Raw genomic sequence first — 24262 nt, 5'->3', positions numbered from 1 at the left:
CCCCTGCCGTAACGGGCCGTGGGCCACTAGATTCAGGTCATGGCGGACATCAAGCGCGAGATCGAGCGGAAATACGAGTCCGACGAGAGCGGACTGCCCGACCTGACCGGCGTCGCCGGGGTCGAGGCAGTGATCGACAAGGGAGTCGCGCACCTGGACGCCACCTACTACGACACCGTCGACGAACGCCTCGCCGCCTCCGCGCTCACCCTGCGCCGCCGCACCGGCGGATCGGACGCGGGCTGGCATCTGAAGTTCCCGGTGACCCCGGGCGTGCGGGACGAGATCCAGGCGCCGCTCTCCGACACCGTGCCCCGCGCCCTCGCCGGCCTGGTCCGCTCCCGCGTCCGCGACGCCGAGCTGCGGCCCGTGGTGCGCCTGCGCTCGGACCGGGACGTGCGCCACCTGGTGGACGGCGACGGGCGGCTGCTGGCCGAGGTGAGCGTCGACGCGGTACGGGCCGAGCGGCTCACGGAAGAGGGTGGCAGCGCCCAGTGGACCGAGATCGAGGTGGAGCTGGCCGACGGGGGCGACCCGGCCTTCCTCGACAAGGTCGACAAACGCCTGCGCAAGGCGGGGGTGCGGCCGTCGGGGTCGGCGTCGAAGCTGGCGCGGGCGCTGGCGGAGACCGCCCCGGAGAAGAAGCGTCGGCCCGCCGCCACCGGTGACCCGGTGACCGCCGGCGACCACGTCCTCGCCTACGTCCGCGCCCAGCGGGACGCGATCGTCGAGTTCGACCCGGCTGTGCGCCGCGACGTCGAGGACTCCGTGCACAGCATGCGCGTCGCCACCCGCCGGATGCGCAGCACCTTCAAGTCGTTCGGCAAGATCCTCGACCGGGCCGTCACCGACCCGATCGGCGACGAGCTGAAGTGGCTGGCCGGTGAGCTGGGCGTGGACCGGGACCGTGAGGTACTGAACGAACGCCTGTCCGCGGCCCTCGACCAGGTGCCCTCCACGCTGGTCTCCGGTCCGGTCGCCGAGCGGCTGGCCGCCTGGGCGGGCGACCGGCCCGGCGGCGCGAGCGGCCGGCTGATCGGGATCCTCGACTCCCGCCGCTACCTGGCCCTGCTCGATGCCTTCGACACACTGCTCGCCGACCCGCCGCTGCTGAAGGCGGCCGGGAAGAAACCCGGGAAGGTGATCCCCAAGGCGGTGAAGAAGGACTTCGCGAAGGTGTCCGCGCTCGTCGGGCAGGCGCTGGAGCTGGACCCCGGCACGGACCGGGACGTCGCCATCCACGAGGCCCGCAAGAAGACGAAGCGGACCCGCTACGCGGCGGAGGCGGCCCGCCCGGCCCTCGGCAAGCCGGCCAAGGACCTGGTCAAGTCCATGAAGTCCCTCCAGAACCTGCTCGGCGAGCACCAGGACAGCGTCATGGCCCGCGGGACCCTGCGCGAGCTGTCCGCGGTCGCGCACGCGGCGGGGGAGAGCGCGTTCACGTACGGGCTGCTGTACGGGCGCGAGGAGCACCGGGCCGCGACCGTGGAGGCCGAGCTGCCCGGGTTCTGGGACGAGGTCAAGGACGCGGCGGCGGACCTCTGAGCCCTTCGGGCGTGCGGGGGGTGGCCGTGGCCGCGTTAGTCTTGATGGTCACCCCTGTCAGTTCAGTCCCGCTCACGAAGGTTCGCGACATGCCTGCCGAAGTCGCTGCGGCCGCAGAGTCCGTGTTTCCGCAGCTCGAAGCTCTGCTCCCGCATGTGCAGAAGCCGATCCAGTACGTCGGCGGAGAGCTCAACTCCACCGTCAAGCCGTGGGAGTCGTGTGACGTCCGCTGGGCGTTGATGTACCCCGACGCCTACGAGGTCGGGCTGCCCAACCAGGGCGTCATGATCCTCTACGAGGTCCTGAACGAGCAGGAGGGCGTCCTCGCCGAGCGCACCTACAGCGTCTGGCCGGACCTGGAGGCGCTGATGCGGGAGCACGACGTCCCGCAGTTCACGGTGGACAGCCACCGGCCGGTGAAGGCCTTCGACGTCTTCGGCCTCTCCTTCTCCACGGAGCTCGGCTACACCAACATGCTGACGGCGCTGGACCTGGCGGGCATCCCGCTGGAGTCCAAGGACCGTGGGCTGGACGACCCGATCGTGCTGGCCGGCGGGCACGCCGCCTTCAACCCCGAGCCGATCGCCGACTTCATCGACGCGGCGATCATCGGCGACGGCGAGCAGGCCGTCCTCGACATGACGCGGATCATCCGCGAGTGGAAGGCCGAGGGGCGGCCGGGCGGCCGCGAGGAGGTCCTCTTCCGCCTGGCGCGGACGGGGTCCGTCTACATCCCCGCGTTCTACGACGTCGAGTACCTCCCGGACGGCCGGATCGCCCGTGTCGTACCGAACAAGTCGGGCGTCCCGTGGCGCGTGTCCAAGCACACGGTCATGGACCTGGACGAGTGGCCGTACCCCAAGCAGCCGCTGGTCCCGCTCGCCGAGACCGTCCACGAGCGGATGTCGGTGGAGATCTTCCGCGGCTGCACGCGCGGCTGCCGCTTCTGCCAGGCCGGCATGATCACCCGTCCGGTGCGCGAGCGCTCCATCACCGGCATCGGCGAGATGGTGGAGAAGGGCCTGAAGGCGACGGGCTTCGAGGAGGTGGGCCTGCTCTCCCTCTCCTCGGCGGACCACTCCGAGATCGGCGACATCGCCAAGGGCCTCGCGGACCGGTACGAGGAGGACAAGGTCGGCCTCTCGCTTCCCTCGACCCGCGTGGACGCCTTCAACGTCGACCTGGCGAACGAGCTGACGCGCAACGGCCGCCGCTCCGGCCTGACCTTCGCCCCCGAGGGCGGCTCCGAGCGCATGCGCAAGGTCATCAACAAGATGGTGTCCGAGGAGGACCTCATCCGGACGGTGGCGACGGCGTACGGCAACGGCTGGCGCCAGGTGAAGCTGTACTTCATGTGCGGCCTGCCGACGGAGACCGACGAGGACGTCCTCCAGATCGCCGACATGGCGATGAGCGTGATCCAGAAGGGCCGCGAGGTCTCCGGTCAGAACGACATCCGCTGCACGGTCTCCATCGGCGGCTTCGTGCCCAAGCCGCACACGCCGTTCCAGTGGGCGCCGCAGCTGAGCGCCGAGGAGACGGACGCCCGCCTCGGAAAGCTCCGCGACAAGATCCGCGGCGACAAGAAGTACGGCCGCTCCATCGGCTTCCGCTACCACGACGGCAAGCCCGGCATCGTGGAAGGCCTCCTCTCCCGCGGCGACCGCCGCATCGGCTCGGTCATCCGCGCCGTCTACGAGGACGGCGGCCGCTTCGACGGCTGGCGCGAGCACTTCTCCTACGACCGCTGGATGGCCTGCGCGGACAAGGCGCTGGCCCCGTTCGGCGTGGACGTCGACTGGTACACCACCCGCGAGCGCACCTACGAGGAGGTCCTCCCCTGGGACCACCTCGACTCCGGCCTGGACAAGGACTGGCTCTGGGAGGACTGGCAGGACGCCCTCGACGAGACGGAGGTCGAGGACTGCCGCTGGACGCCTTGCTTCGACTGCGGGGTGTGCCCTCAGATGGACACGTCCATCCAGATCGGCCCGACGGGCAAGAAGCTGCTGCCGTTGACGGTGAAGAACGCGGCGCCGGCGGCGGGCGGGCACGCGCACTGACGGTCCCCCTCCCTGTGGGGAGGGGGAGTTCGTGCGGGTTCAGGCGTCGTGGTGGGTGGGGCCGTAGAGCGTGGCGATGTCCTTGGACGTGGACCAGCGGGTGTAGGTGGGGGACTGGGGCCAGCCGTCGGGGGAGTCCTGCCATTCCTCCTGGCGGCCGTAGGGGAGAAGGTCGATCAGGGCGAAGGTGTGGCTGAGCTGTTCGGTGCCGCGGCCGTCGGTGTGCCAGGTGCGGTGGACGGTGTCGCCGTCGCGGAGGAAGACGTTGACCGCGAATCCGGCGTCGGGCGGGGCGCCGACGTCGGCTCCGAACGGGCTGTTGGCGGTCGAGTACCACGGCATGCGGTTGCCGACCCGGCGTTTGTAGGCGAGGGCCTCATCGATCGGGCCCTGGGTGACTACGACGAACCGGGCGTCGTAGTTGTCCAGGAACTCCAGGCGGGTGAACTGCGAGGTGAACCCCGTGCAGCCCGGGCACTGCCACTCCTTGCCGTCGGACCACATGTGGTTGTAGACGATCAGTTGCCGCCTGTCCTCGAAGACGTCCGCCAGTCGGACGGGGCCGTCCTCGCCCTCCAGGATGTAGTCGGGCATCTCGACCATCGGCAGCCGGCGCCGCTCGGCGGCGATGGCGTCGAGCTCGCGCGTCGCGGCCTTCTCCCGGGCGCGCAGGGCCGCCAGCCGCTGCTCCCAGGTTGCCGCGTCGACGACGGGCGGTAGTGCGTGGGTGGTCATGGTCCCCTCACAGATCTCGTCGGCGGTTCTCGCTTCTGCTGAGGCAGACCTCACCGGGCTCCGGAACTCATCGGTCCCAGGAGCGGTCGTGTCCGGTGGCCGTGTCCGGTGGCCGTGTTCGGTGCCGTGTTTGGTGGGCGCGTTTCGTGGGACGTGGAAGCTGACGCGCGGGCAGGGGGCGAGGGGTGCCTGTGCAGGGGTGGTCACGGTGATCGGGAGTGGCTGGTCATGACGGTGGTGGAGCGGGACGCGACCGACCGGGGTGTGGAGTCTCCTGTGGCGCCCGTCGGTTCGCACAACGAGTGGGATCCGCTGGAGGAGGTCGTCGTAGGGCGGCTGGAGGGGGCGACGATCCCGTCCAGGCATCCGGTGGTGTCGTGCAACATGCCGACGTGGGCGGGGCGGGCGCAGGGGATGGTCGCGGGTTTCAGATACCCGCGGCTGCTGATCGAGCGGGCGCAACAGGAACTGGACGAGTTCATCGCGTTGTTGGAGGGGCTCGGGGTCACGGTCGTGCGGCCCGACGCGGTCGATCACCGGCGGCGTTTCGGCACGCCCGACTGGTCGTCGCGGGGCTTTTGCAACACCTGTCCGCGGGACAGTCTGCTGGTGATCGGTGACGAGATCATCGAGACGCCGATGGCGTGGCCGTGCCGGTATTTCGAGGCCCACTCCTACCGCCGGATCCTGAAGGACTACTTCCGGCGCGGGGCGCGCTGGACGTCGGCGCCGAAGCCGCAGCTCACCGAGGAGCTGTTCGAGACGGACTTCCGGGTGCCGGACGAGGGCGAGCCGGTGCGCCGCATCCTCACCGAGTTCGAGCCGGTGTTCGACGCGGCGGACTTCGTGCGCGCGGGTCGCGATCTGTTCGTGACGCCGAGCAATGTCACCAACCGGATGGGCATCGAGTGGCTGCGCCGCCATCTGGGGCCGGGGTACCGCATTCACGAGATCAGGAGCCGCTGCCGTACGCCGATGCACATCGACACGACGTTTCTGCCACTGGGACCCGGCAAGGCACTGGTCAATCCCGAGTACGTCGATGTGGACCGGCTGCCCGAGGCGCTGGGCTCGTGGGACATCCTGGTCGCCCCCGAGCCCGACCCGCTCGACGATCCCCTGCTCAGGGTCACGTCGATGTGCGGGAAGTGGCTCAGCCTGAACGTGCTGATGATCGACGAGAAGCGGGTGATCGCGGAGCGGCATCACACCGGGATGCTGCGCGCGCTGGAGAGGTGGGGCTTCGAGCCGATCCCCTGCGATCTGCTGCACTACGCGCCGTTCGGCGGCTCGTTCCACTGCGCGACGCTCGATGTCCGGCGGCGGGGCACCCTGGAGTCGTACTGCACCTGAGTCGTGCCGCATCAGGCGTATCGCACCTGAGGCGTACTGCCCGAGGGGCCCCGGCCGGCGGCTACTTGCTGGCGGCGAAGCGCATCAGGGCCAGCTGGTCGCCCTGCTTGATCTTGCCGGTGTCGTTGATGACCTGGAGCTTCCAGATGGCGCCGGAGCGGACGGCCTTGGCCACGGCGCAGCCGTTGTCCGAGGTGAGCATGGAGGGCCAGATGTCGGCGACCTGCTGGGTGCTGCCGCCGGTGGCGTCGTAGACCTTGAAGCTGATGTTGCGGGCCTTCTGGAAGGAGCTGCCCTTCTTGTAGGCGGCGGCGACGAAGACGATCGAGGTGATGTGCGGCGGGATCTTGGCGAACTCGACGGTGACGGTCTCGTCGTCGCCGTCCCCGTGCCCGGTCTGGTTGTCGCCGCTGTGCAGGAGGGAGCCGTTGCCGATGGGGTCGAGGGAGTCCAGGCCCGCGAGGCGGACCGGGTCCCCGTCGTGCATGGCGATGGCGATGAGGTCGAGGTCGGTGCCGGTCTTGCGGCGCAGCTTGCCGAGCACTCCGCCGCTGGCGCCGGCCGTGGGGTCCCAGGAGACCCCGATGGCCAGGTGGGTCACGCCGTCCAGGTCGGCCGGGCCGTCTTCCTTCGTGAGCGTAATCATGCGCCCATACTGCCCCGGCTTTCCCCGAGGTCCCAGAAGAGTCCCGCCATGACGGCCAGGGATTCCCGGGCCACCGAGCCCAGCAGGTGTTCGTCGGGCGCGTGCTGGGCGCAGGACGGGTGGGAGTGGGGCACCCAGACGGTGGGCAGGCCGAGGATCTCCGCGAAGGCGTCGTTGGGGAGGGTGCCGCCGAGGTTGGGGAGGATCGCCGGGGTCTTGCCGGTGGTGCGCTGGAGGGAGTCCGTGGCCAGACGGACCCAGGGGGAGTCGGGGCTCAGCCGGGTCGCGGGTACCGCCTGGAGCACCTCGACCTCGACCATGGGCAGGCCGTGGGCGTCCAGATGGGCCCGGAGGATCTCCGCGAGGCGCTGCCAGTCGGTCCCTACGACGAAACGGAGCTGGACGTCCGCATGGGCCCTTCCGGGTATCGCGCCCACCGGCTTGGCCGGGTCCCCGGCGGACAGGGCCAGGACCTCCAGGGTGTTCCAGGCGAAGACGCGTTCGGCGGGCGTGAGGTCCGGCTCGCCCCAGTCGGTGTCGACGCGGGGATCGTCCGGGCCGCCGCCGACGGTGAGGCCGGCGAGCGCCGCCCTGACCGGCGCCGGGATCGCGGGCGGTCGTAGGCCCGCCACGAGAATGCGGCCGCGGGCGTCGACCATGGTCGCGAGGGCGGACGCCAGCACGGTCGCCGGGTTGCGCAGGGCGCCGCCCCAGTTGCCCGAGTGGTGGGCACCCTCGCGCAGGGGCACGCGGAGGCGGATGTTGGCGGCGCCGCGCGAGCCGAGGAAGAGGGTGGGGCGGTCGGCGGCGAGGCGGGGACCGTCGGAGGCGATCAGGACGTCCGCTGCCAGGTCGTCCTTCATGCGGCGGCAGAACTCGTGCAGGCCCGGGGAGCCGGACTCCTCGCCCGTCTCGATCAGCAGCTTCAGGTTGAAGCCGAGGCGGCCGCCGCGCGCGGTGAGCACCTGTTCCAGGGCGGCCAGGTTGACGGTGTGCTGGCCCTTGTTGTCGGCGGTGCCGCGGCCGTAGAGGCGGTCGCCCTCGACGACGAGATGCCAGGGGGACAGGCCCTCGCGCCAGCGGTCGTCCTGGCCGGGGACGACGTCCGCGTGGCCGTAGACCAGGACGGTCGGCAGGTCGTCCGCCTCGTGGCGGTGGGCGAGGAGGAAGGGGCCGGCGGCGGGATCCGGGTTGTCGAGGATGCGGACCTCGGCCCCCAGGCGGTCGGCCGCGGGGGCGAGTTCGTCCTTCAGGTAGGCGTACAGGCGGGCCGTGTCCGCGGGCGGTTGGCTCTCCGTCGGCATCGCGACCCGGCGGCGCAGGTCGGTCAGGAAGGCGCCGGAGTCGTAGTAGGCGGTCGCGCGGGCGATGGCGGTCTCGCGGGTGGTCATGCGGTGTCGGCTCCGTTCTGCGGTCCGTGCCGCGGCTGGTCGTGCCCCGGTCCGTTCGCCGGCTCGTCGTGCGCGGCTGTCCGCTCGTCGGGCGCGTCTTCCTGCTTGTCGTGCGCGGCCAGGCGGCCGTCCTCGCGGTCGAGCCAGTGGCGGCGCAGCGCGTCGAGTACGACGCAGACGTCGAAGGAGGTCACCCCGGGCAGCTCGGCCAGGTCCCGGGTGAGAAACTCCGCGAGGCCCTCCTCGTCGCGGAAGACGCCGTGGTGGATCACGCAGGAGGTGCCCGCGGTGATGACCACGTACCGGGCCGAGGGGTGCCGGGCGAGCGAGCGGGCCAGCCCGGCCGTCGCGCTCGGGGCGACCGTCAGGGTGATCGCGACCTCCAGGGCGTAGCCGAGCAGGCCCGGTTCGACCTCCACGCGGGGGCGGACCAGGCCGCGCCGGAGCAGGGACTGGGTGGTGCGGTAGGCGGTGGACTGGCCGATGCCGAGCTCGCGGGCGACCTGGGCGGCGGACGAGCGGGCGTCGGTGGCGAGCAGCCGCAGGGTGCGCAGTTCGTCGTCGGTGAGGGCGGTGTGGTGGGGCGGGGGATCGACCGCGCGGTCGGGGGCCGCGTGCTCGGTGAGCCGCCGCACCTGGTCCTCGGTCAGCCGCGGCAGGCGCCAGGAGTCGGACTTGGTGGTGGCCGACAGGATGAGTTCGGAGCGGGCCGAGCGGACTCCGGGGGTGGCGGGGATGGTGCGGGACAGCAGGTCGGTGGTGCGGTCGCGGCGGGCCGGCTGGACGGCGCAGTAGACGTCCGAGTGGCCCGCGGTGACCGCCGCGTGGCTGGTCTCGGGAAGGTCGGCCAGACGGCGGGCGACCTCCGGGGCGCGGCCGGGTTCCGCCGTCACCCACACGTGCCACGGGTTGCCCTCGCCGGACACCGACCAGTCGAGCTGGCCGATCACCCGCAGCAGCCGGTCCGACTCCAGCCGGGCCAGCCGGCGGCCCGCGGTGCTCGCCGAGACCCCCAGCACCTCCGCCAGCAGGCTCAGCGGGGCCCGCGGGGCGTGCTGGAGCGCGGCGACGAGGTCGAGGTCGTCATCGTCCAGAGCCGTCATGTCGTCCATTCATCCATAGATGCCATAGATGCCCTCAGAACGAGTACCGAACGAATCCATCAGTCAGTGCGTTCACGAGAACGATACAAGCGTGATCTGCATTTTACTTGCATGATTCTGTCTGTTGGTCGTCAATAGGTGAGGTGACCGCCACCACGCCCCGCCCCGCGAAACCGCTCTCCGGACTGCTCGCCGTGCTCGGCCGCATCGAGCGCCTCGGCAACAGACTCCCGCACCCCTTCTGGCTGTTCGGCGTGCTCAGCGTCGTCCTGGCCCTCGCCAGCTGGGCGTTGTCCGCCGCCGGGGCCTCCGCGCTGAACCCCGCCACCGACAAGACCGTGACCGTCCACAGCCTCGTCTCCGGCGAGGGACTGCGGATGATGATCAGCGACGCGGTCACCAACTACGCCACGTTCCCGCCGCTCGGCACGATCCTCGTGGTCATGCTGGGCGTGGCCGTCGCCGACCGGTCCGGGCTGCTGCCCGCCATGCTGCGGGCCGCCGTCGCCCGCGTCCCGGCCCGCTGGCTCACCTTCACGCTGGCCTTCACCGCGATGGTCGCGCACGCCGCCTCCGACGCCGCCTACGTCGTCCTGGTGCCGCTCGGCGCGATGGCGTTCCGGGCCGTGGGGCGCAGCCCGATGCTGGGCGCCGTGGTCGCGTTCGTGTCGGTGTCCGCCGGGTACGACGCCAGTCCGCTGGTCACGCCCACGGACGCGGTGCTCTCCGGGCTCACCACCGCCGCCGCCCAGACCATCGACCCCGGGTATGTGGTCACCCCGCTGTCCAACTACTTCTTCTCCCTGGGGTCGTCGGTGGTGCTGGCCGCCGTCGTCACCGTGGTCACCGAGAAGGTCATCGCCCGGCGGGTGGCCCAGATGCCCGAGGAGGACGAGCCCGAGGACGCGGCGGACCGGACGACCCTGGGCGAGGGGGAAGGAGAGGGCACGACGACGGACCTGCTGACCCTGCGCGAGGAGGAGCGGCGCGGACTGCGCCGCGCGGGTCTCGCGTTCCTCGTCTACGCCGCGCTGATCGTCGCCGTGATGATCCCGTCCTCCTCGCCGCTGCGGGGCGAGGGCGGCAGCATCGTGGAGTCGCCCGTGCTCACCGGCATCGCGGTCGTCCTGGCGGTGGCCTTCCTGATCGTCGGCGCGGTGTACGGGTATGCCGTCGGCACCGTGCGCACCGGCCGGGACATCCCCGACCACATGGCGAAGGGGCTGCGCGAGATGGCGCCGATCCTGGTGCTGTTCTTCGCCATCTCCCAGTTCCTGGCGTACTTCAAGTGGACCGGCGTCGGCGAGGTCATGGCGATCCGGGGCGCCGACCTGCTGAAGTCGGCGGGCATCACGGGACCGGTGGCCTTCCTCGGCGTCCTGCTGGTGTGCACCTGCATCAACCTGCTGGTCACCAGCGGCTCCGCCCAATGGGCCCTGGTGGGGCCGGTGTTCGTGCCGATGTTCATGCTGCTCGACATCTCGCCCGAGGTGACGCAGGCCGTCTACCGGATCGCCGACTCCTGCACCAACGCGATGACCCCGATGAGCGCCTACTTCGTCATGACCCTGGGCGTCATCCAGCGCTACCGCCGCTCGGCCGGCATCGGCACCCTGCTGTCCCTGACCCTGCCGCTGTGCCTGACCATGCTGGTCGCCTGGACGCTGCTGTTCTACGCCTGGTGGGCGCTGGGCATCCCGCTGGGCCCCGGGGCGCCCGTCCGCTGACCACCGCCCCCCACACCCACGAGGAGAGCCGCCGTGTCCCTGCACCGCATCCAGTCCCTGGCCCGCACCGCCCTGCCCGAGATGACCGACGACCTGCGCGCCCTGGTCGAACTGGAAACGCCCAGTGACGACAAGGAGTTGCTCACCGCCGGGCTCGCCGAGATCGAGGAGTGGACGCGCCGCCGCCTCGGCCCGCCGGACGAGCGCCGGCACCACGACGGCGGCCCGCACGGCGACATGCTGGAACTGCTCTACGAGGGCACCTCGCCCGAGACCGTCCTGGTCCTGTGCCACTACGACACGGTGTGGCCCGCCGGCACCCTCGCCGAGTGGCCGTTCCGGATCACCGAGGACGGCCGGGCCAGCGGGCCGGGCGTGTTCGACATGAAGTGCGGTCTGATGCAGGCCGTGTGGGCGCTGCGGCTGCTGCGCGAACTGGACCTGCCGCGCCCCGCCGTACGCCTGTTCCTCAACGGCGACGAGGAGATCGGCAGCCCGGCCTCCCAGCCGCACGTCGAGCGGCTGAGCGAGGGCGTGGCGGCCACCTTGGTGTGTGAGGCGTCGGCCGGTCCCGAGGGGGCGCTGAAGACGCGCCGCAAGGGCGGCGGCATCTTCGAGCTGACGGTGGAGGGCGTGGAGGCGCACGCGGGGCTCGAACCGGAGCGGGGCGCGAGCGCCGTGCACGCCCTGGCCGAACTCGTCACGCGGATGGCCGGGCTGGGCGACCCCGAGCTGGGCACCACGGTCAACGTCGGGGTGATCAGCGGTGGTACGGGACGCAACGTCGTGGCGGGACGGGCCCGCTGCGGCATCGACGTACGGATCGCGGTGCCCGCCGAGACGGCCCGCGTCGACGCCGCCTTCGCCGCGCTGCGGCCCTCCGACCCCCGGGTCTCCGTCACGCTCACCGGCGGCTGGGCCCGCCCGCCGATGGTGCCCAACCCCGCCTCCCAGCTGCTGTTCAAGCAGGCCCAGGCGATCGCCGCCGAACTCGGCTGGACCGCCCGGGAGACCTCCGTCGGCGGCGCCAGCGACGGCAACTTCGTCGCCGCCCTCGGCCGCCCGGTCCTCGACGGCCTCGGCGCGGTCGGGGACGGCGCCCACGCCCGGCACGAACACGTCGTCCTGGAGCACCTGCCCGATCGCACGGCCCTGATCGCGGGCCTGCTGACGGCGAGCGCCGGGTGAGCGGAGGCCGGACGGGCCGTGCCGGGCGGGTCCACGCCCTCGGCCGTCACCGCGCTCATGTCGAAGCCCACGCATCATCCGAACCTCCCACCACACCGTCCCGTGCGGCCCGTCCGCGAGCCGCGTGTCACTTCTGGTACACCGCCCGACCCGCCGAGGTTCCCACCCGTGCCGGACAAACCCGTGGTCCCGCGACCCGACGACTCGCCATCATGAGGAGATGCCCCACCTGACCCCGCCCGACGTCCGCCTCCACCGCTCCTTCCTCGACGCGATGCGGGAGTTCGCCGCCACGGGCACGGACCCGGACAGCCTGATCGCCCAGGAGATCGAGCGGTACGGCGAGAGGTGGCCGGACCCGGCGGAGTTCGCGGCCTACGTCGAGATGGTGCGCGCCGAGGTGGCACGGCCGCGCCGTTTGGACTGGGTGCCCATGACGACCCTCTGGTACGTCGAGGACGACACCTACCTCGGCAGACTCGCGATCCGGCACCGCCTCACCCCCTTCCTCCTGGAGCGCGGCGGCCACATCGGCTACGGCGTCCGCCCCGGCGCACGGCTGCGCGGCCACGCCACGGCCATGCTCCGCCACGCCCTGCCCGTCTGCCGCGACCTCGGCATCGACCGCGTACTGGTGACCTGCGACACCACCAACACCGGCTCCCGCAAGGTGATCGAGGCGAACGGTGGGGAATTCGAGGACGAGCGGGGCGGAAAGCTGCGGTATTGGATCCGCACGGGCGACTGAGGCGTCTACGCGGACATGGACCTGGAGAAGCGGCCCGCCGAACAGCCCGCACGGCAGACCCCCGAACAACCCGCACGGCAGAACCCCGAGCAGCCCCCGAGGCAGAACCCCGAGGGGTGTCTCACCGTCGCGATCCGCATTCCCGTGCGGATCGTCGTCCTCGTGCTGGTCGTCCCGGTGCGGATGGTGTGGGACGCGCTGGTCGTCACGGGCCGGTTCCTGCGGGACACCGTGCTGCGGCCGGTGGGGCGCGCGCTGGCGTGGACCCTGCTGATGATCGGACGGGCGCTGTTCGTGTGGCCCTGGGTGGCCCTGTGGCGGTACGTCGTCGTCCCCGTCGGCCGGGCGCTCGGATGGCTCGGGAACGTCCTGGTCGTCGTCCCCCTCGTATGGCTCTACCGCTGGGTCCTGACACCCATCGGCCACGGCATCGCTTGGGCCGCCCGGGGCGTCGGCGCCGGGCTGGTCTGGCTGTACACGCGGCTGCTGACCCCCGTCGGGGTCGGGCTGTACACCGCGGTGGCCTGGCTGGTGCGCTACCTGTTCGTCGTCCCCGCCCTGTGGGTGTACGCGTGGGTCCTCACGCCCGTCGGGCACGCGATCGCCTGGTGTGCCAGGGGCCTCGTACTGATCGTGAGCGCGATCGTCACCGGTATCGGAACGGCCCTGTACTGGACCGCCCGGATCCTGTTCGTCCTGCCCGCGCTCGCCGTGTGGCGCTGGGTCCTCACCCCCGTCGGACGCGCCCTCGCCGTCGTGGGGCGGGAGATCCGGGACGCCCTCGGGCACGCCTGGCGGGTCGCCGGGTACATCTCGCTGGCCGTCGGGCGGTTCCTCGCGACCCTCTTCCGGTGGATCTTCGTGGAACCGGTGCGCTGGGTGTACCGGACCGTCCTCACCCCCGTCGGGCACGTGATCCGGGACACCGTGCTCCGCCCCGCCACCGAGGCCGCACGCGCGGTGGGACGGGCCACCCGGCAGGCCCTCACCACGGCCCGCGACTCCGTACGGCAGGCCCGGTCCGACGTCCGGCGGATGCTCTTCGGCGAGCCGCGGCGGCCGGAACCGGTGGCCCACCGGGAACCGATCGGCCACGAGACACGTACTCTTGGTAGCAGTACGACCGCTCTCACGAAGGACTGAACGACACTGGGCAAGCGACAGCCCGAAGGCCCGCCGCCCGCACCCGCGGTGCAGCGCATCCGACTGCGCTACACCAAGCGCGGCCGCCTCCGGTTCACCAGCCACCGTGACTTCCAGCGCGCCTTCGAGCGTGCGCTGCGCCGTGCCGAGGTGCCGATGGCCTACTCGGCGGGGTTCACGCCGCATCCGAAGGTGTCGTACGCCAATGCCGCACCCACCGGCACGGGCAGTGAGGCGGAGTACCTGGAGATCGCGCTCACCCAGGCACGGGACCCGGAGCAGCTGCGGGTCCTGCTCGACGAGTCGATGCCCACCGGCCTCGACATCATCGAGGCGGTCGAGGCCCGGACCTCCGGGCTCGCCGACCGGCTGACGGCTTCCGTGTGGGAGCTCAGGCTGGACGGCGTCGACCAGGCTGAGGCCGAGCGGGCGGTGGCGCTGTTCACCACCGCCGAGGCCGTCGAGGTCCAGCGCACGACCAAGAACGGCGTACGGACCTTCGACGCCCGATCGGCGGTCGTCCAGCTCGAAACGCACAGTTCCCAGGCCGATAGGCCGAACAACCACCCCTGTGCGATACTGCGGCTGGTTGTTCGGCACGTGACGCCTGCCGTACGACCCGACGACGTCCTGTCCGGTCTTCGCGCCGTGGCCGACCTGGCGCCGCCGGTCCCCGCTGCGGTGACCAGGCTGGCGCAGGGGCTGTTCGATGAAGAGACCGGCACGGTGACCGACCCGCTCGCGCCCGACCGCGAGGCAGCGACGGCCCTCTCGAAGGCCGCCCCCGCTGCCGCCGCGACGGCGCCGGCGTAAGGAAGGTTCCGAAGGGACGGACGTCGTAGCGCCGCCCTCGTACTCGGGAGCCACCTGGGTCGGGCAGCGCACCGACCAGAAGACTTTCGCCAGGCCGTACGCAATCGGCGTACGGAACCGGCGAGACAGGACACAGAGAGCTCCCGTGCGGCGCCCGCGCCCCGGACGGCGGCACCGCGCACAGCGCGAGCCGCGGACGTCACCGGCATTCTCGCCGGACCAGGCGCGGCGCCCGGGAGCCTGACGGGAGAAAAGCCCGCATGCTCGAACCGACCGAACCCACTGAGTCCTCATTGGGCTCCGAACCGAACACTCCCAGCGACACCCTGCCGCCGCGTCGTCGGCGCCGTGCCGCTTCCCGGCCGGCGGGTCCGCCGGTCGGCGCCGCCGAGGCACCCGCGGAGACCGTCGCGCCGGCCGTACCGGCCGCCGACGCCGAGGATCTCGTGACCGAAGAGGCCGCCGACGAGACCGTCGACGAGACCAAGGACCAGGACCAGAGCGCCGAGGGCATCGAGAGTGCCGCCGACGCCGAGAAGACCGCGGAGCCCGTCGAGGCCGCTCCCGCCGGCCGCACCCGTCGTCGGGCCACGCGCCGCGCGTCCGCGCCCACCGGGGCGCCCGCGACGGTCGAGGCCGCCGAGACGGTCGTGCCGGTGACGGCCGCCGCCGAGCAGGCCGAGCCCGCCGCGGTCCCCGAGACCACCGAGGACGCCACTCCGCCCCGTACGCGTAGGCGTGCCACGCGGCGCGTGTCCGCGCCCACCGGTGCGGCCGAGACCGTGGTGACGGAGCCGACCGAGAAGGCCGACGAGCCCGCCGCTTCCGCCGCGGCCGAGGAGCCCGCTCCCGCCGGCCGCACGCGCCGCCGGGCCACCCGTAGGGTCTCCGCGCCCACGGGCGCGCCGCAGGCCGCCGCCGACGAGACGATCGAGACCGCGCAGGCCGCCCGGACCGCCGAGAGCGCGGGCGAGCCGGTGGACGTACCGGCGGAGACCGCCGAGGTCGCCGAGGCCGAGGACGCCGCTCCGCGTCGTACGCGTCGGCGCGCCACCCGTCGGGTCGCCGCGCCCGTGGAGACGCCCGCGGTGAGCGGTGCCGGTACCGGTGCCGAATCAGAGTCGGCCGAGGAGGCCGTGGTGACCGGCACCCCCGAGACCGAAGCCCCGGCGGCCGCTGCCGCCGAGGTCCCCGCTGCGGAGGCGCCTGCCGCCGATGCTCCCGCCGAGGACGCCGGTCCGCGGCGGCGCCGCCGGGCCGTGCGCAAGGCCGCCACCGGTTTCGCCGCACCCGCGCGGCCGGCCGGCGGAGAGGACGCCGGGGACGACGACGCCCCGCGTCGGCCGGCACGTCCGGCCGTGGCCGTGTTCCAGGCCCCCGTCTTCACCGAGCCGCAGTTCCAGACGCCGGAGCGGGCGGCCGCCGAGGCCGCCGCCGTGACCGAGCCCGAGGAGTCCGAGGAGCCGGAAGCGGTCGCGGAGCCCGAGGAGTTCCCCGAGGAGCAGGGCGCCTCGCGCCGTCGGCGTCGTCGCCGGGGCGGGCAGGAGCCCGAGGCCCGGCCCGCCGCCGAGACCGTCGTCGAGGAGGAGCCCGAGGACGCCGAGGAATCCGACGAGTCCGAGGACGCGGCCGACGACGAGGCCGAGGAGACCGGCTCGCGCCGCCGTCGCCGCCGGGGCGGCCGTCGCCGCCGTCGGGGCGACTCCGCCGACGCCGAGTCGGGCGAGGGCCAGGACGCCGACGGCGACGAGTTCGCCGCGCAGACCGCCCAGGACGTCCAGGACACGGCCGAGGACGGCGAGGACGAGGACGAGCGCGAGGAGTCCGGCGGGTCCGGGTCCAGCAGCAGCCGTCGTCGCCGGCGTCGACGCCGACGTGCCGGTGACTCGTCCGTCGACACCGAGCCCGGTGACGGCGACCCCGAGCGCACGGTCGTCAAGGTCCGCGAGCCCCGGCCCCCTCGGGAGAGGAGTGCCGAGCCGTCCGACGAGGTGCAGTCCATCAAGGGCTCGACCCGTCTGGAGGCCAAGAAGCAGCGCCGCCGCGAAGGCCGCGAGCAGGGCCGGCGCCGCGTGCCGATCATCACCGAGGCCGAGTTCCTGGCCCGGCGCGAGGCCGTCGAGCGCGTGATGGTCGTCCGCCAGTACGGCGACCGTACGCAGATCGGCGTCCTGGAGGACGGCGTGCTCGTCGAGCACTACGTCAACAAGGAGCAGTCCACCTCGTACGTCGGCAACGTCTACCTGGGCAAGGTCCAGAACGTGCTGCCGTCGATGGAGGCCGCCTTCATCGACATCGGCAAGGGCCGCAACGCCGTGCTCTACGCCGGTGAGGTCAACTTCGAGGCGCTGGGCATGGCCAACGGGCCGCGGCGCATCGAGTCCGCCCTGAAGTCGGGCCAGTCGGTGCTCGTCCAGGTCACCAAGGACCCGATCGGGCACAAGGGCGCCCGGCTCACCAGCCAGGTCTCCCTCCCGGGCCGCTACCTCGTGTACGTCCCCGAGGGCTCGATGACCGGCATCAGCCGCAAGCTGCCCGACACCGAGCGGGCCCGGCTGAAGACCATCCTCAAGAAGATCGTCCCCGAGGACGCGGGCGTCATCGTGCGCACCGCCGCCGAGGGCGCGAGCGAGGACGAGCTGCGCCGTGACGTCGAACGGCTCCAGGGGCAGTGGGAGGACATCCAGAAGAAGTCGAAGAACGGCGGCAGCTCGAACGCGCCGACGCTGCTGTACGGCGAGCCGGACATGACCGTCCGGGTCGTGCGCGACATCTTCAACGAGGACTTCACCAAGGTCGTCGTCAGCGGCGAGGACGCCTGGGAGACGATCTACGGATACGTCTCGCACGTCGCCCCCGACCTGGCCGGCCGGCTGTCGAAGTGGACCTCCGAGGTCGACGTCTTCGCCACCTACCGGATCGACGAGCAGCTCGCCAAGGCGCTGGACCGCAAGGTCTGGCTGCCCAGCGGCGGTTCGCTGGTGATCGACCGGACCGAGGCGATGGTCGTCGTCGACGTCAACACCGGCAAGTTCACCGGCCAGGGCGGCAACCTGGAGGAGACGGTCACCAGGAACAACCTGGAGGCGGCCGAGGAGATCGTGCGTCAGCTCCGGCTGCGCGACCTCGGCGGCATCATCGTCATCGACTTCATCGACATGGTCCTGGAATCCAACCGGGACCTGGTGCTGCGGCGCCTGCTGGAGTGCCTGGGCCGGGACCGTACGAAGCACCAGGTCGCCGAGGTGACCTCGCTGGGCCTGGTCCAGATGACCCGTAAGCGGGTCGGCCAGGGCCTGCTGGAGTCCTTCTCCGAGACCTGCGTCCACTGCAACGGCCGCGGTGTCATCGTCCACATGGAGCAGCCGTCCTCCGCCGGAGGCGGCGGCAAGCGCCGCAAGCGCGGACGCGGCGGCGACGGCCACCTCCACGAGCACGAGACGGCCGTGGAGAGCGTCGGGCCCCCCGAGGAGACCGCGGAGACCGCGGAGGAGGTGGCCGCCGAGGTCGCCGAGCCCGTGGCGCTCGCCGAGCCCGAGTTCGTGCCCGACGAGGAGCTGTACAGCAGCGTCGCCGAGGCGGAGGCCGCGGCCGGTCGTGGCCGTACCCGGCGCCGGGCGAGCCGTCGGGCGTCCGCCCCGGCCGGGGCTCCGAACCGGGAGGACCGGCGCGACGACAAGCGTGATGACAAGCGCGAGGACCGCCGTGACGACAAGCGCGACGAGCGGCGTGCGGACAAGCGCGCCGCCAGGCGCGAGGAGCCGAAGGCCGAGGCCGGTACGGCTCAGGACGTGACGGCCGAGGACGAGGTCACCCGTCCGGTGCAGCCGGAGCCTGCCGCGGTCGCCCAGGCCGAGCCCGTCGCCGCCGAGGACCCGGTGGTCGAGGCCCCGGCCGCCGAGGAGGCTGCCCCCAAGGGCCGTACGCGCCGTCGGGCCACCCGCAAGGTGTCCGCGCCGGCCGGTTCCCCGGCGGGTGCCGAGGCGGCCGTCGTGACGGTCGCCGAGACCGCGCCGGCCGCCGAACCGCAGCCCGAGCCGGCTCCGGCGGTGCAGCCGGAGGCCCCGGCCGAGGCGCCCGCCGAGAGCGCCGCCCCGGCCCGCCCGAGGCGCCGCGCCGTCCGCAAGGCCACCGCGCCCACCGCGTCCGAGGAGGCGGCCGTCGTGGTCGTCCCCGCGGCCACCGCCGACGAGGCCCCGGCCGCCGAGGACGCGGCTCCGGCCAAGAAGACGGCCCGCAAGACGGCCAAGAAGGCCACGGCGAAGAAGGCCGCCACCAAGAAGACGGCGGCGGCCAAGAAGACGGCCGCGAAGAAGACCGTCGCGAAGAAGACGACCGCCAAGAAGGCGGCCGCGAAGAAGACGGCGGCGGCCGAGCAGCAGTCGGCCCCGTCCGTCTCGACCACGGCGGACGAGGCCTGACGCCCCACGCCGTGACAGAACGTGATCCGCCCCCCGGCCCGACGGCCGGGGGGCGGATCACGTTTTCTTTTGCGGATCATGATTCTTTGCGTTTCGCTTACAACCCCTGTGGCCTGGAGACCGTCTTACGGGTGTCGAATGTGCGAACGATCCGTGAATCGACGTTCCGCGGTCGCGGCTATGATGTGAGCCGAGATAGTCGGCAAATTCATACAGCGGGGTTACATCCCCCTATAGGACAGTATTGGGGCACATCAGGTGAAGGCACTCGTGCTCTCCGGGGGAGCGGGTACCCGCCTCCGCCCGATCACCCACACCTCGGCCAAGCAGTTGGTGCCGGTCGCCAACAAGCCCGTGCTCTTCTACGGACTGGAAGCGATCGCGGACGCCGGGATCAGCGAGGTCGGCATCGTCGTCGGCGACACCGCCGACGAGATCCGCGAGGCGGTCGGCGACGGCTCCCAGTTCGGGATCAAGGTCACCTACATCCCGCAGGAAGCACCGCTGGGCCTCGCCCACGCCGTCCTCATAGCGCAGGACTTCCTCGGTGACGACGACTTCGTCATGTACCTCGGCGACAACTTCATCGTCGGTGGCATCACCGGCCTGGTGGAGGAGTTCCGCGCGGAGCGGCCCGAGGCCCAGATCCTGCTGACCAGGGTCCCCAACCCCACCTCCTTCGGTGTCGCCGAACTCGACGGCTCGGGCCGGGTGGTGGGCCTGGAGGAGAAGCCGAAGCAGCCCAAGAGCGACCTCGCGCTGGTCGGCGTCTACCTGTTCACCTCGGCCATCCACGAGGCCGTCCGCTCCATCGAGCCCTCCTGGCGCGGCGAGCTGGAGATCACGCACGCCATCCAGTGGCTGATCGACGACAAGCGTGACGTCCGCTCCACCACCATCTCCGGCTACTGGAAGGACACCGGCAACGTCACCGACATGCTGGAGGTCAACCGGTCGGTCCTGGAGACCGTGGAGCCGGTGACCGAGGGCACGGTCGACGAGGGCAGCGAGATCATCGGCCGGGTGCGGATCGAGGCGGGCGCCCGTGTCAGTGGCAGCCGTATCGTCGGTCCTGCCATCATCGGTGCCGGGACGGTGGTCAACGACGCGTACATCGGTCCGTTCACGTCCGTCTCGGAGGACTGCCGGATCGAGGACAGCGAAATCGAGTACTCGATCGTGCTGCGCGGCTCGTCCGTGACCGGTGTGCGCCGGGTGGAGGCCTCGCTCATCGGACGCGATGTCGAAGTCACGCCCGCCCCCCGTAACCCCAAGGCCCACCGGCTCGTGCTCGGTGATCACAGCAAGGTGCAGATATCTTCATGACAACCCCCGCCACTCGGATTCTGGTGACCGGCGGTGCCGGTTTCATCGGCTCGCACTACGTCCGCACGGTGCTCGGCCCCGAAGGTCCCGGTGATGTCGCGATCACCGTCCTGGACAAGCTGACGTACGCGGGCAACCCGGCCAACCTCGACGAGGTGCGCGAGCACCCGGGATTCGCCTTCGTGCAGGGCGACATCTGCGACCCGGAGCTGGTCGGCAAGCTGATGGCCGAGCACGACCAGGTCGTGCACTTCGCCGCCGAGTCCCACGTCGACCGTTCCATCGACGGCGGCGCGGAGTTCGTCCGCACCAACGTGGTCGGCACGCACACGCTGATCGACGCCGCGCACCGGGCGGGCATCAAGACCTTCGTGCACATCTCCACCGACGAGGTCTACGGATCGATCGACGAGGGCTCCTGGCCCGAGACCCACCCGCTGGAGCCCAACTCGCCGTACTCCTCGGCGAAGGCCTCCAGCGACCTGATCGCGCTGTCGTACCACCGCACCCACGGCCTGGACGTGCGCGTCACCCGCTGCTCCAACAACTACGGGCACCACCACTTCCCCGAGAAGGTCATCCCGCTCTTCGTGACCAACCTCCTCGACGGCAAGAAGGTCCCGCTGTACGGCGACGGCGGCAACGTCCGCGACTGGCTGCACATCGACGACCACGTCCAGGGTATCGAGCTGGTCCGCACCAAGGGCCGCGCCGGCGAGGTCTACAACATCGGCGGCGGCACCGAGCTGTCCAACAAGGAGCTCACCGGGCTGCTGCTGACGGCGTGCGGCGCCGACTGGGAGACCAGCGTCGAGTACGTCACCGACCGCAAGGGCCACGACCGCCGCTACTCGGTGGACTGCACGAAGATCCGCGAGGAACTCGGCTACGAGCCCCGCAAGAGCTTCGAGCAGGGTCTGGCGGAAACGGTCCAGTGGTACCGCGACAACCGTGCATGGTGGGAACCGCTGAAGGAGCGCGCGGCCCTCGGCTGACGCACCCCCGACGTCTCGGGCCCGGGTTCGTCCCGGGCCCGTTTGGTCGTTCTCCGCGTGCCCCCGGGCGACCGGTCGTGGCCCGCGACATCCCCCACACCCGCGCCATCCGGCACGAAGGACACGAAGAAGGCATGAACCCGATCCAGGAACAGGCAAGCGCCCCGACCGGCTGGCTGGTCACCGGGGCGGGCGGCATGCTCGGCCAGGACGTGCTGGCCGTACTGGCCGCCGAGGGCGAGCAGGCCGTCGCGCTGGACCGCGCGGCACTGGACCTCACCGACCCCGCGGCCGTCCAGGCGGCGCTGGAGCGGCACCGGCCCGCCGTGGTCGTCAACTGCGCGGCCTGGACCGCTGTCGACGACGCCGAGACCCGCGAGGACGAGGCGCTCGCCATCAACGGCGACGGTCCGGCCCACCTCGCCGCCGCCTGTGCCCGCACCGGCGCCGTCCTGCTCCAGGTCTCCACCGACTACGTGTTCGCCGGCGACGCCACCACGCCGTACGCCGAGGACGCCCCCACCGCCCCGCGCAGCGCCTACGGCCGCACCAAGCTGGCCGGCGAGCAGGCCGTCCTGAAGACGCTCCCGGAGCGCGGGTACGTGGTCCGCACCGCCTGGCTGTACGGCGCGGGCGGCCCCAACTTCGTCCGTACGATGATCAAGCTGGAGGGTGTCAAGGACACCCTGGACGTCGTGGACGACCAGCGCGGCCAGCCCACCTGGAGCGCCGACCTGGCCGGACTGCTGCTCGCCCTGGGCCGCGGTGCCCTGGCCGGCACCGCCCCGGCCGGGATCTACCACGGCACCAGCTCCGGCGAGACCACCTGGTACGGCTTCACCCGGGAGATCTTCTCGCTCCTCGGCACGGACCCGGACCGGGTCCGCCCCACCACGAGCGCGGCGTTCACCCGCCCCGCCCCCCGCCCCGCCTACAGCGTCCTCGGTCACGACCGGTTCGCCGAGGCAGGCATCGAGCCGCTGCGCGACTGGCGCGCGGCCCTCACCGAGGCCTTCCCGGAGATCCACCGGGTCCAGACGAAGGAGAACACGGCGTGACAGTCAAGGTCAGCGTCGTCATCGCGGTCTACAACCCCGGCAAGTACGTCGAGGACTGCATCACGGGTCTGCTGCGGCAGAGCCTCACCCCCGACGAGTTCGAGGTCTTCTTCGTCAACGACGGCTCCACCGACGAGACCCCGGCCCGCCTGGACCAACTGGCGGCCGAGCACCCGCACTTCCACGTCATCCACGAGGAGGGCTCCGGCTGGTCGGGCAAGCCCCGCAACACCGGCATCGCGGCCGCCCGGGGCGAGTACGTGATGTTCGTCGACCACGACGACTGGCTCGGCGACGAGGCCCTGGAGCGGATGTACGAGTACGGCAAGGCCAACGAGGCCGACGTCGTCGTGGGCAAGATGGCCGGTATCGGCCGGCCGGTCCCGCAGGAGCTGTTCCGGGTCAACCGGCCCAAGGCCACGGTCGCGAACGCGCCGCTGATCGACAGCCTCACCCCGCACAAGATGTTCCGGCGGGAGTTCCTCAACGAGCACGACATCCGCTTCAAGGAGGGGCGCCGCCGGCTGGAGGACCACGTCTTCGTCGTGGAGACCTACCTGCGGGCGAAGAACGTCTCCGTCCTCGGCGACTACCTGTGCTACTACCACATCACCCGGGACGACGGCTCCAACGCCGGCTTCCAGCGCTTCGACCCGGTCGGCTACTTCACGAACCTGCGCGAGGCCCTCGACGTGGTCGAGGAGCTCACCGAGCCCGGCGCCGTGCGGGACAAGCTCTACAGCCGCTGGCTGCGCAACGAGATGGTGGAGCGGCTGCGAGGCAACCGGCTCCTGAAGCTCCCCGAGGACTACGCCGAGGAGCTGTACCGCGAGATCCGCGGTGTGGTCACCGAGCGCTTCGGGCCGGGCGTGTTCGCCAAGGTCGCCCCCACCCAGCGCGTGGTGGCCGGGCTGATCGCCGCCGGCCACTACGAGGACATCCGCGCCCTCGCCCGCTGGGAGGCCGGGATCAAGCCCACCGGCAGCCTGGACTCCCTGGCCTGGGACAAGGGCGCCCTGACCGTCGGCTTCACCTCCGAGTACCAGGTCGACGGCGAGCCGATGACCTTCCGCCGGGAGGGCGAGCGCGACCTGCTCGACCTGCCGCTGTCCGAGCAGGCGCTGAAGGCGCTGGCCGACCAGAAGATCACCCTGGACGCGCCCGTCGGCAAGAGCGACGTGGACCTGGTGGCCCGGCACCGCGAGGACGCCACGCAGTACTACCTCCCGGTCGACTCCGAACTGCACCGCGTGGAGGCGGAGGACGGCTCCTTCCGGCTGCGGATCACCGCAAGTGCCGTGCTCGACCCGGAGACCGCGGCCGCGGGCAAGCCGCTCGGCAAGGGCATCTGGGACCTCCACCTGCGCATCAAGTCCTGCGGCTGGAGCAAGGAGACCCGGCTCGGCGCGGTGCGCGGCGAGGACGTGGAGGCCCAGCGCCTGGCCGCGCTCACCGGTGAGCCGCGGCGGCTGGTCCTGCCGTACTGGACCGACGGACCGGGCAACCTCTCCCTCGACGTCGACCAGCACACCGGCAAGCTGGAGCGCGAGGCGGTGGCCCTGATGGACCCGGCTCAGGCCGTGGTCGAGGGCTCCACGGTCCGGCTCCCGCTGCCGCTGCACCTCGCGGCGGACTCCGGCGACCCGGTCCAGCTCCGCTTCGAGCGCAAGAACGTGGGCAAGTTCCCCGCCGACGCCGTGCTGGACGGCCGCACCGCGACCGCGAGGCTGCCGCTGGAGCAGCTCACCGGCAAGCGCTGGGCGGTGCGCATCGGTGTGCCGTCCGCGGCCCGGGGTGAGGCACAGTGGACCCGGCTCCCGGTCGACGTGGTCGTGGCCGCCGACGGAACCGCCCGGGTGATCGACCGGCACACCCCGCCGGCCAAGCCCGGCGCGAAGAAGGCGGCCGCGCCGAAGCGGCCCGCCCAGTCGCGTCCCCTGTGGCGCCGGGCCGCCGGGCGCCTCAAGCGGGCCCTGACGAACCAGAAGAAGAGCTGAGGACTCTGTG

Annotated in this window: 17 protein-coding genes; 13 read left to right on the top strand and 4 right to left on the bottom strand. The window is 71.9% G+C overall.

Annotation, left to right across the window (positions count from 1 at the left end):
* Window positions 1-39: 39 nt before the first annotated feature.
* A complete protein-coding gene (locus tag SLINC_RS15800; RefSeq protein ID WP_067432637.1) occupies window positions 40-1545 on the top strand; it encodes a CYTH and CHAD domain-containing protein in 1506 nt (501 codons plus the stop codon).
* An 89-nt stretch (window positions 1546-1634) separates the two neighbouring features.
* Window positions 1635-3608, top strand: a complete 1974-nt coding sequence (locus SLINC_RS15795; protein WP_067432634.1) for a TIGR03960 family B12-binding radical SAM protein — start codon at window positions 1635-1637, stop codon at window positions 3606-3608.
* Between the two features lie 39 nt (window positions 3609-3647).
* Here the strand turns inward: SLINC_RS15795 and SLINC_RS15790 are convergent, their stop codons facing one another.
* Entirely contained in the window at window positions 3648-4343 is a 696-nt protein-coding gene (locus SLINC_RS15790) for a DUF899 domain-containing protein (protein ID WP_067432631.1), read from the bottom strand.
* A gap of 228 nt (window positions 4344-4571) precedes the next feature.
* On the opposite strand from SLINC_RS15790, the gene SLINC_RS15785 reads away from it, so the two are divergent.
* Window positions 4572-5696 (top strand): amidinotransferase, encoded by a 1125-nt coding sequence (locus SLINC_RS15785; protein WP_067432627.1) that lies wholly within the window; start codon window positions 4572-4574, stop codon window positions 5694-5696.
* Window positions 5697-5757: 61 nt separating this feature from the next.
* Here the strand turns inward: SLINC_RS15785 and SLINC_RS15780 are convergent, their stop codons facing one another.
* The 3 genes from SLINC_RS15780 to SLINC_RS15770 are packed head-to-tail and all read right to left on the bottom strand — an operon-like array spanning window position 5758 to window position 8836.
* Window positions 5758-6342, bottom strand: a complete 585-nt coding sequence (locus tag SLINC_RS15780; protein WP_067432624.1) for a TerD family protein — start codon at window positions 6340-6342, stop codon at window positions 5758-5760.
* Entirely contained in the window at window positions 6339-7733 is a 1395-nt protein-coding gene (locus SLINC_RS15775; protein ID WP_067432621.1) for a M20 family metallopeptidase, read from the bottom strand. Before SLINC_RS15775 ends, SLINC_RS15780 begins: the two co-directional genes overlap by 4 nt.
* Entirely contained in the window at window positions 7730-8836 is a 1107-nt protein-coding gene (locus SLINC_RS15770) for an Lrp/AsnC family transcriptional regulator (RefSeq protein WP_079165118.1), read from the bottom strand. Before SLINC_RS15770 ends, SLINC_RS15775 begins: the two co-directional genes overlap by 4 nt.
* Before the next feature lie 143 nt (window positions 8837-8979).
* On the opposite strand from SLINC_RS15770, the gene SLINC_RS15765 reads away from it, so the two are divergent.
* From SLINC_RS15765 to SLINC_RS15720, 10 genes are all read left to right on the top strand, one after another.
* On the top strand, window positions 8980-10563 hold the full coding sequence (locus SLINC_RS15765) for an AbgT family transporter (RefSeq protein ID WP_107406615.1): 1584 nt from the start codon (window positions 8980-8982) through the stop codon (window positions 10561-10563).
* Between the two features lie 33 nt (window positions 10564-10596).
* Complete coding sequence (locus SLINC_RS15760; protein WP_067432617.1) at window positions 10597-11751, top strand: M20 family metallopeptidase; 1155 nt, start codon at window positions 10597-10599, stop codon at window positions 11749-11751.
* Between the two features lie 220 nt (window positions 11752-11971).
* Complete coding sequence (locus SLINC_RS15755; protein ID WP_067432613.1) at window positions 11972-12499, top strand: GNAT family N-acetyltransferase; 528 nt, start codon at window positions 11972-11974, stop codon at window positions 12497-12499.
* Window positions 12500-12514: 15 nt separating this feature from the next.
* A complete protein-coding gene (locus SLINC_RS15750; RefSeq protein WP_079164550.1) occupies window positions 12515-13642 on the top strand; it encodes a phage tail tape measure protein in 1128 nt (375 codons plus the stop codon).
* A gap of 48 nt (window positions 13643-13690) precedes the next feature.
* Window positions 13691-14455: a TIGR03936 family radical SAM-associated protein gene (locus SLINC_RS15745; protein WP_067432610.1), complete on the top strand. Its 765-nt coding sequence runs from the start codon at window positions 13691-13693 to the stop codon at window positions 14453-14455.
* A gap of 260 nt (window positions 14456-14715) precedes the next feature.
* Window positions 14716-18876, top strand: coding sequence for an Rne/Rng family ribonuclease (locus SLINC_RS15740; RefSeq protein ID WP_067432607.1), 4161 nt, complete (start codon window positions 14716-14718; stop codon window positions 18874-18876).
* A 258-nt stretch (window positions 18877-19134) separates the two neighbouring features.
* The gene (locus SLINC_RS15735) at window positions 19135-20202 is read left to right on the top strand and encodes a glucose-1-phosphate thymidylyltransferase (RefSeq protein ID WP_067432605.1); all 1068 of its coding nucleotides are present in this window, start codon (window positions 19135-19137) and stop codon (window positions 20200-20202) included.
* Window positions 20199-21197, top strand: coding sequence for a dTDP-glucose 4,6-dehydratase (gene rfbB / locus SLINC_RS15730; protein WP_067432602.1), 999 nt, complete (start codon window positions 20199-20201; stop codon window positions 21195-21197). The genes SLINC_RS15735 and rfbB overlap by 4 nt, the downstream gene beginning before the upstream one ends.
* 134 nt (window positions 21198-21331) lie before the next feature.
* The gene (gene rfbD / locus SLINC_RS15725; protein WP_067432600.1) at window positions 21332-22255 is read left to right on the top strand and encodes a dTDP-4-dehydrorhamnose reductase; all 924 of its coding nucleotides are present in this window, start codon (window positions 21332-21334) and stop codon (window positions 22253-22255) included.
* A complete protein-coding gene (locus SLINC_RS15720; protein ID WP_067432597.1) occupies window positions 22252-24252 on the top strand; it encodes a glycosyltransferase family 2 protein in 2001 nt (666 codons plus the stop codon). The genes rfbD and SLINC_RS15720 overlap by 4 nt, the downstream gene beginning before the upstream one ends.
* The last annotated feature ends 10 nt before the right edge of the window (window positions 24253-24262 follow it).

The sequence above is a fragment of the Streptomyces lincolnensis genome (genome assembly GCF_001685355.1).
Lineage (GTDB): Bacteria > Actinomycetota > Actinomycetes > Streptomycetales > Streptomycetaceae > Streptomyces > Streptomyces lincolnensis.
This window is presented reverse-complemented; position numbering and strand designations above follow the sequence as displayed.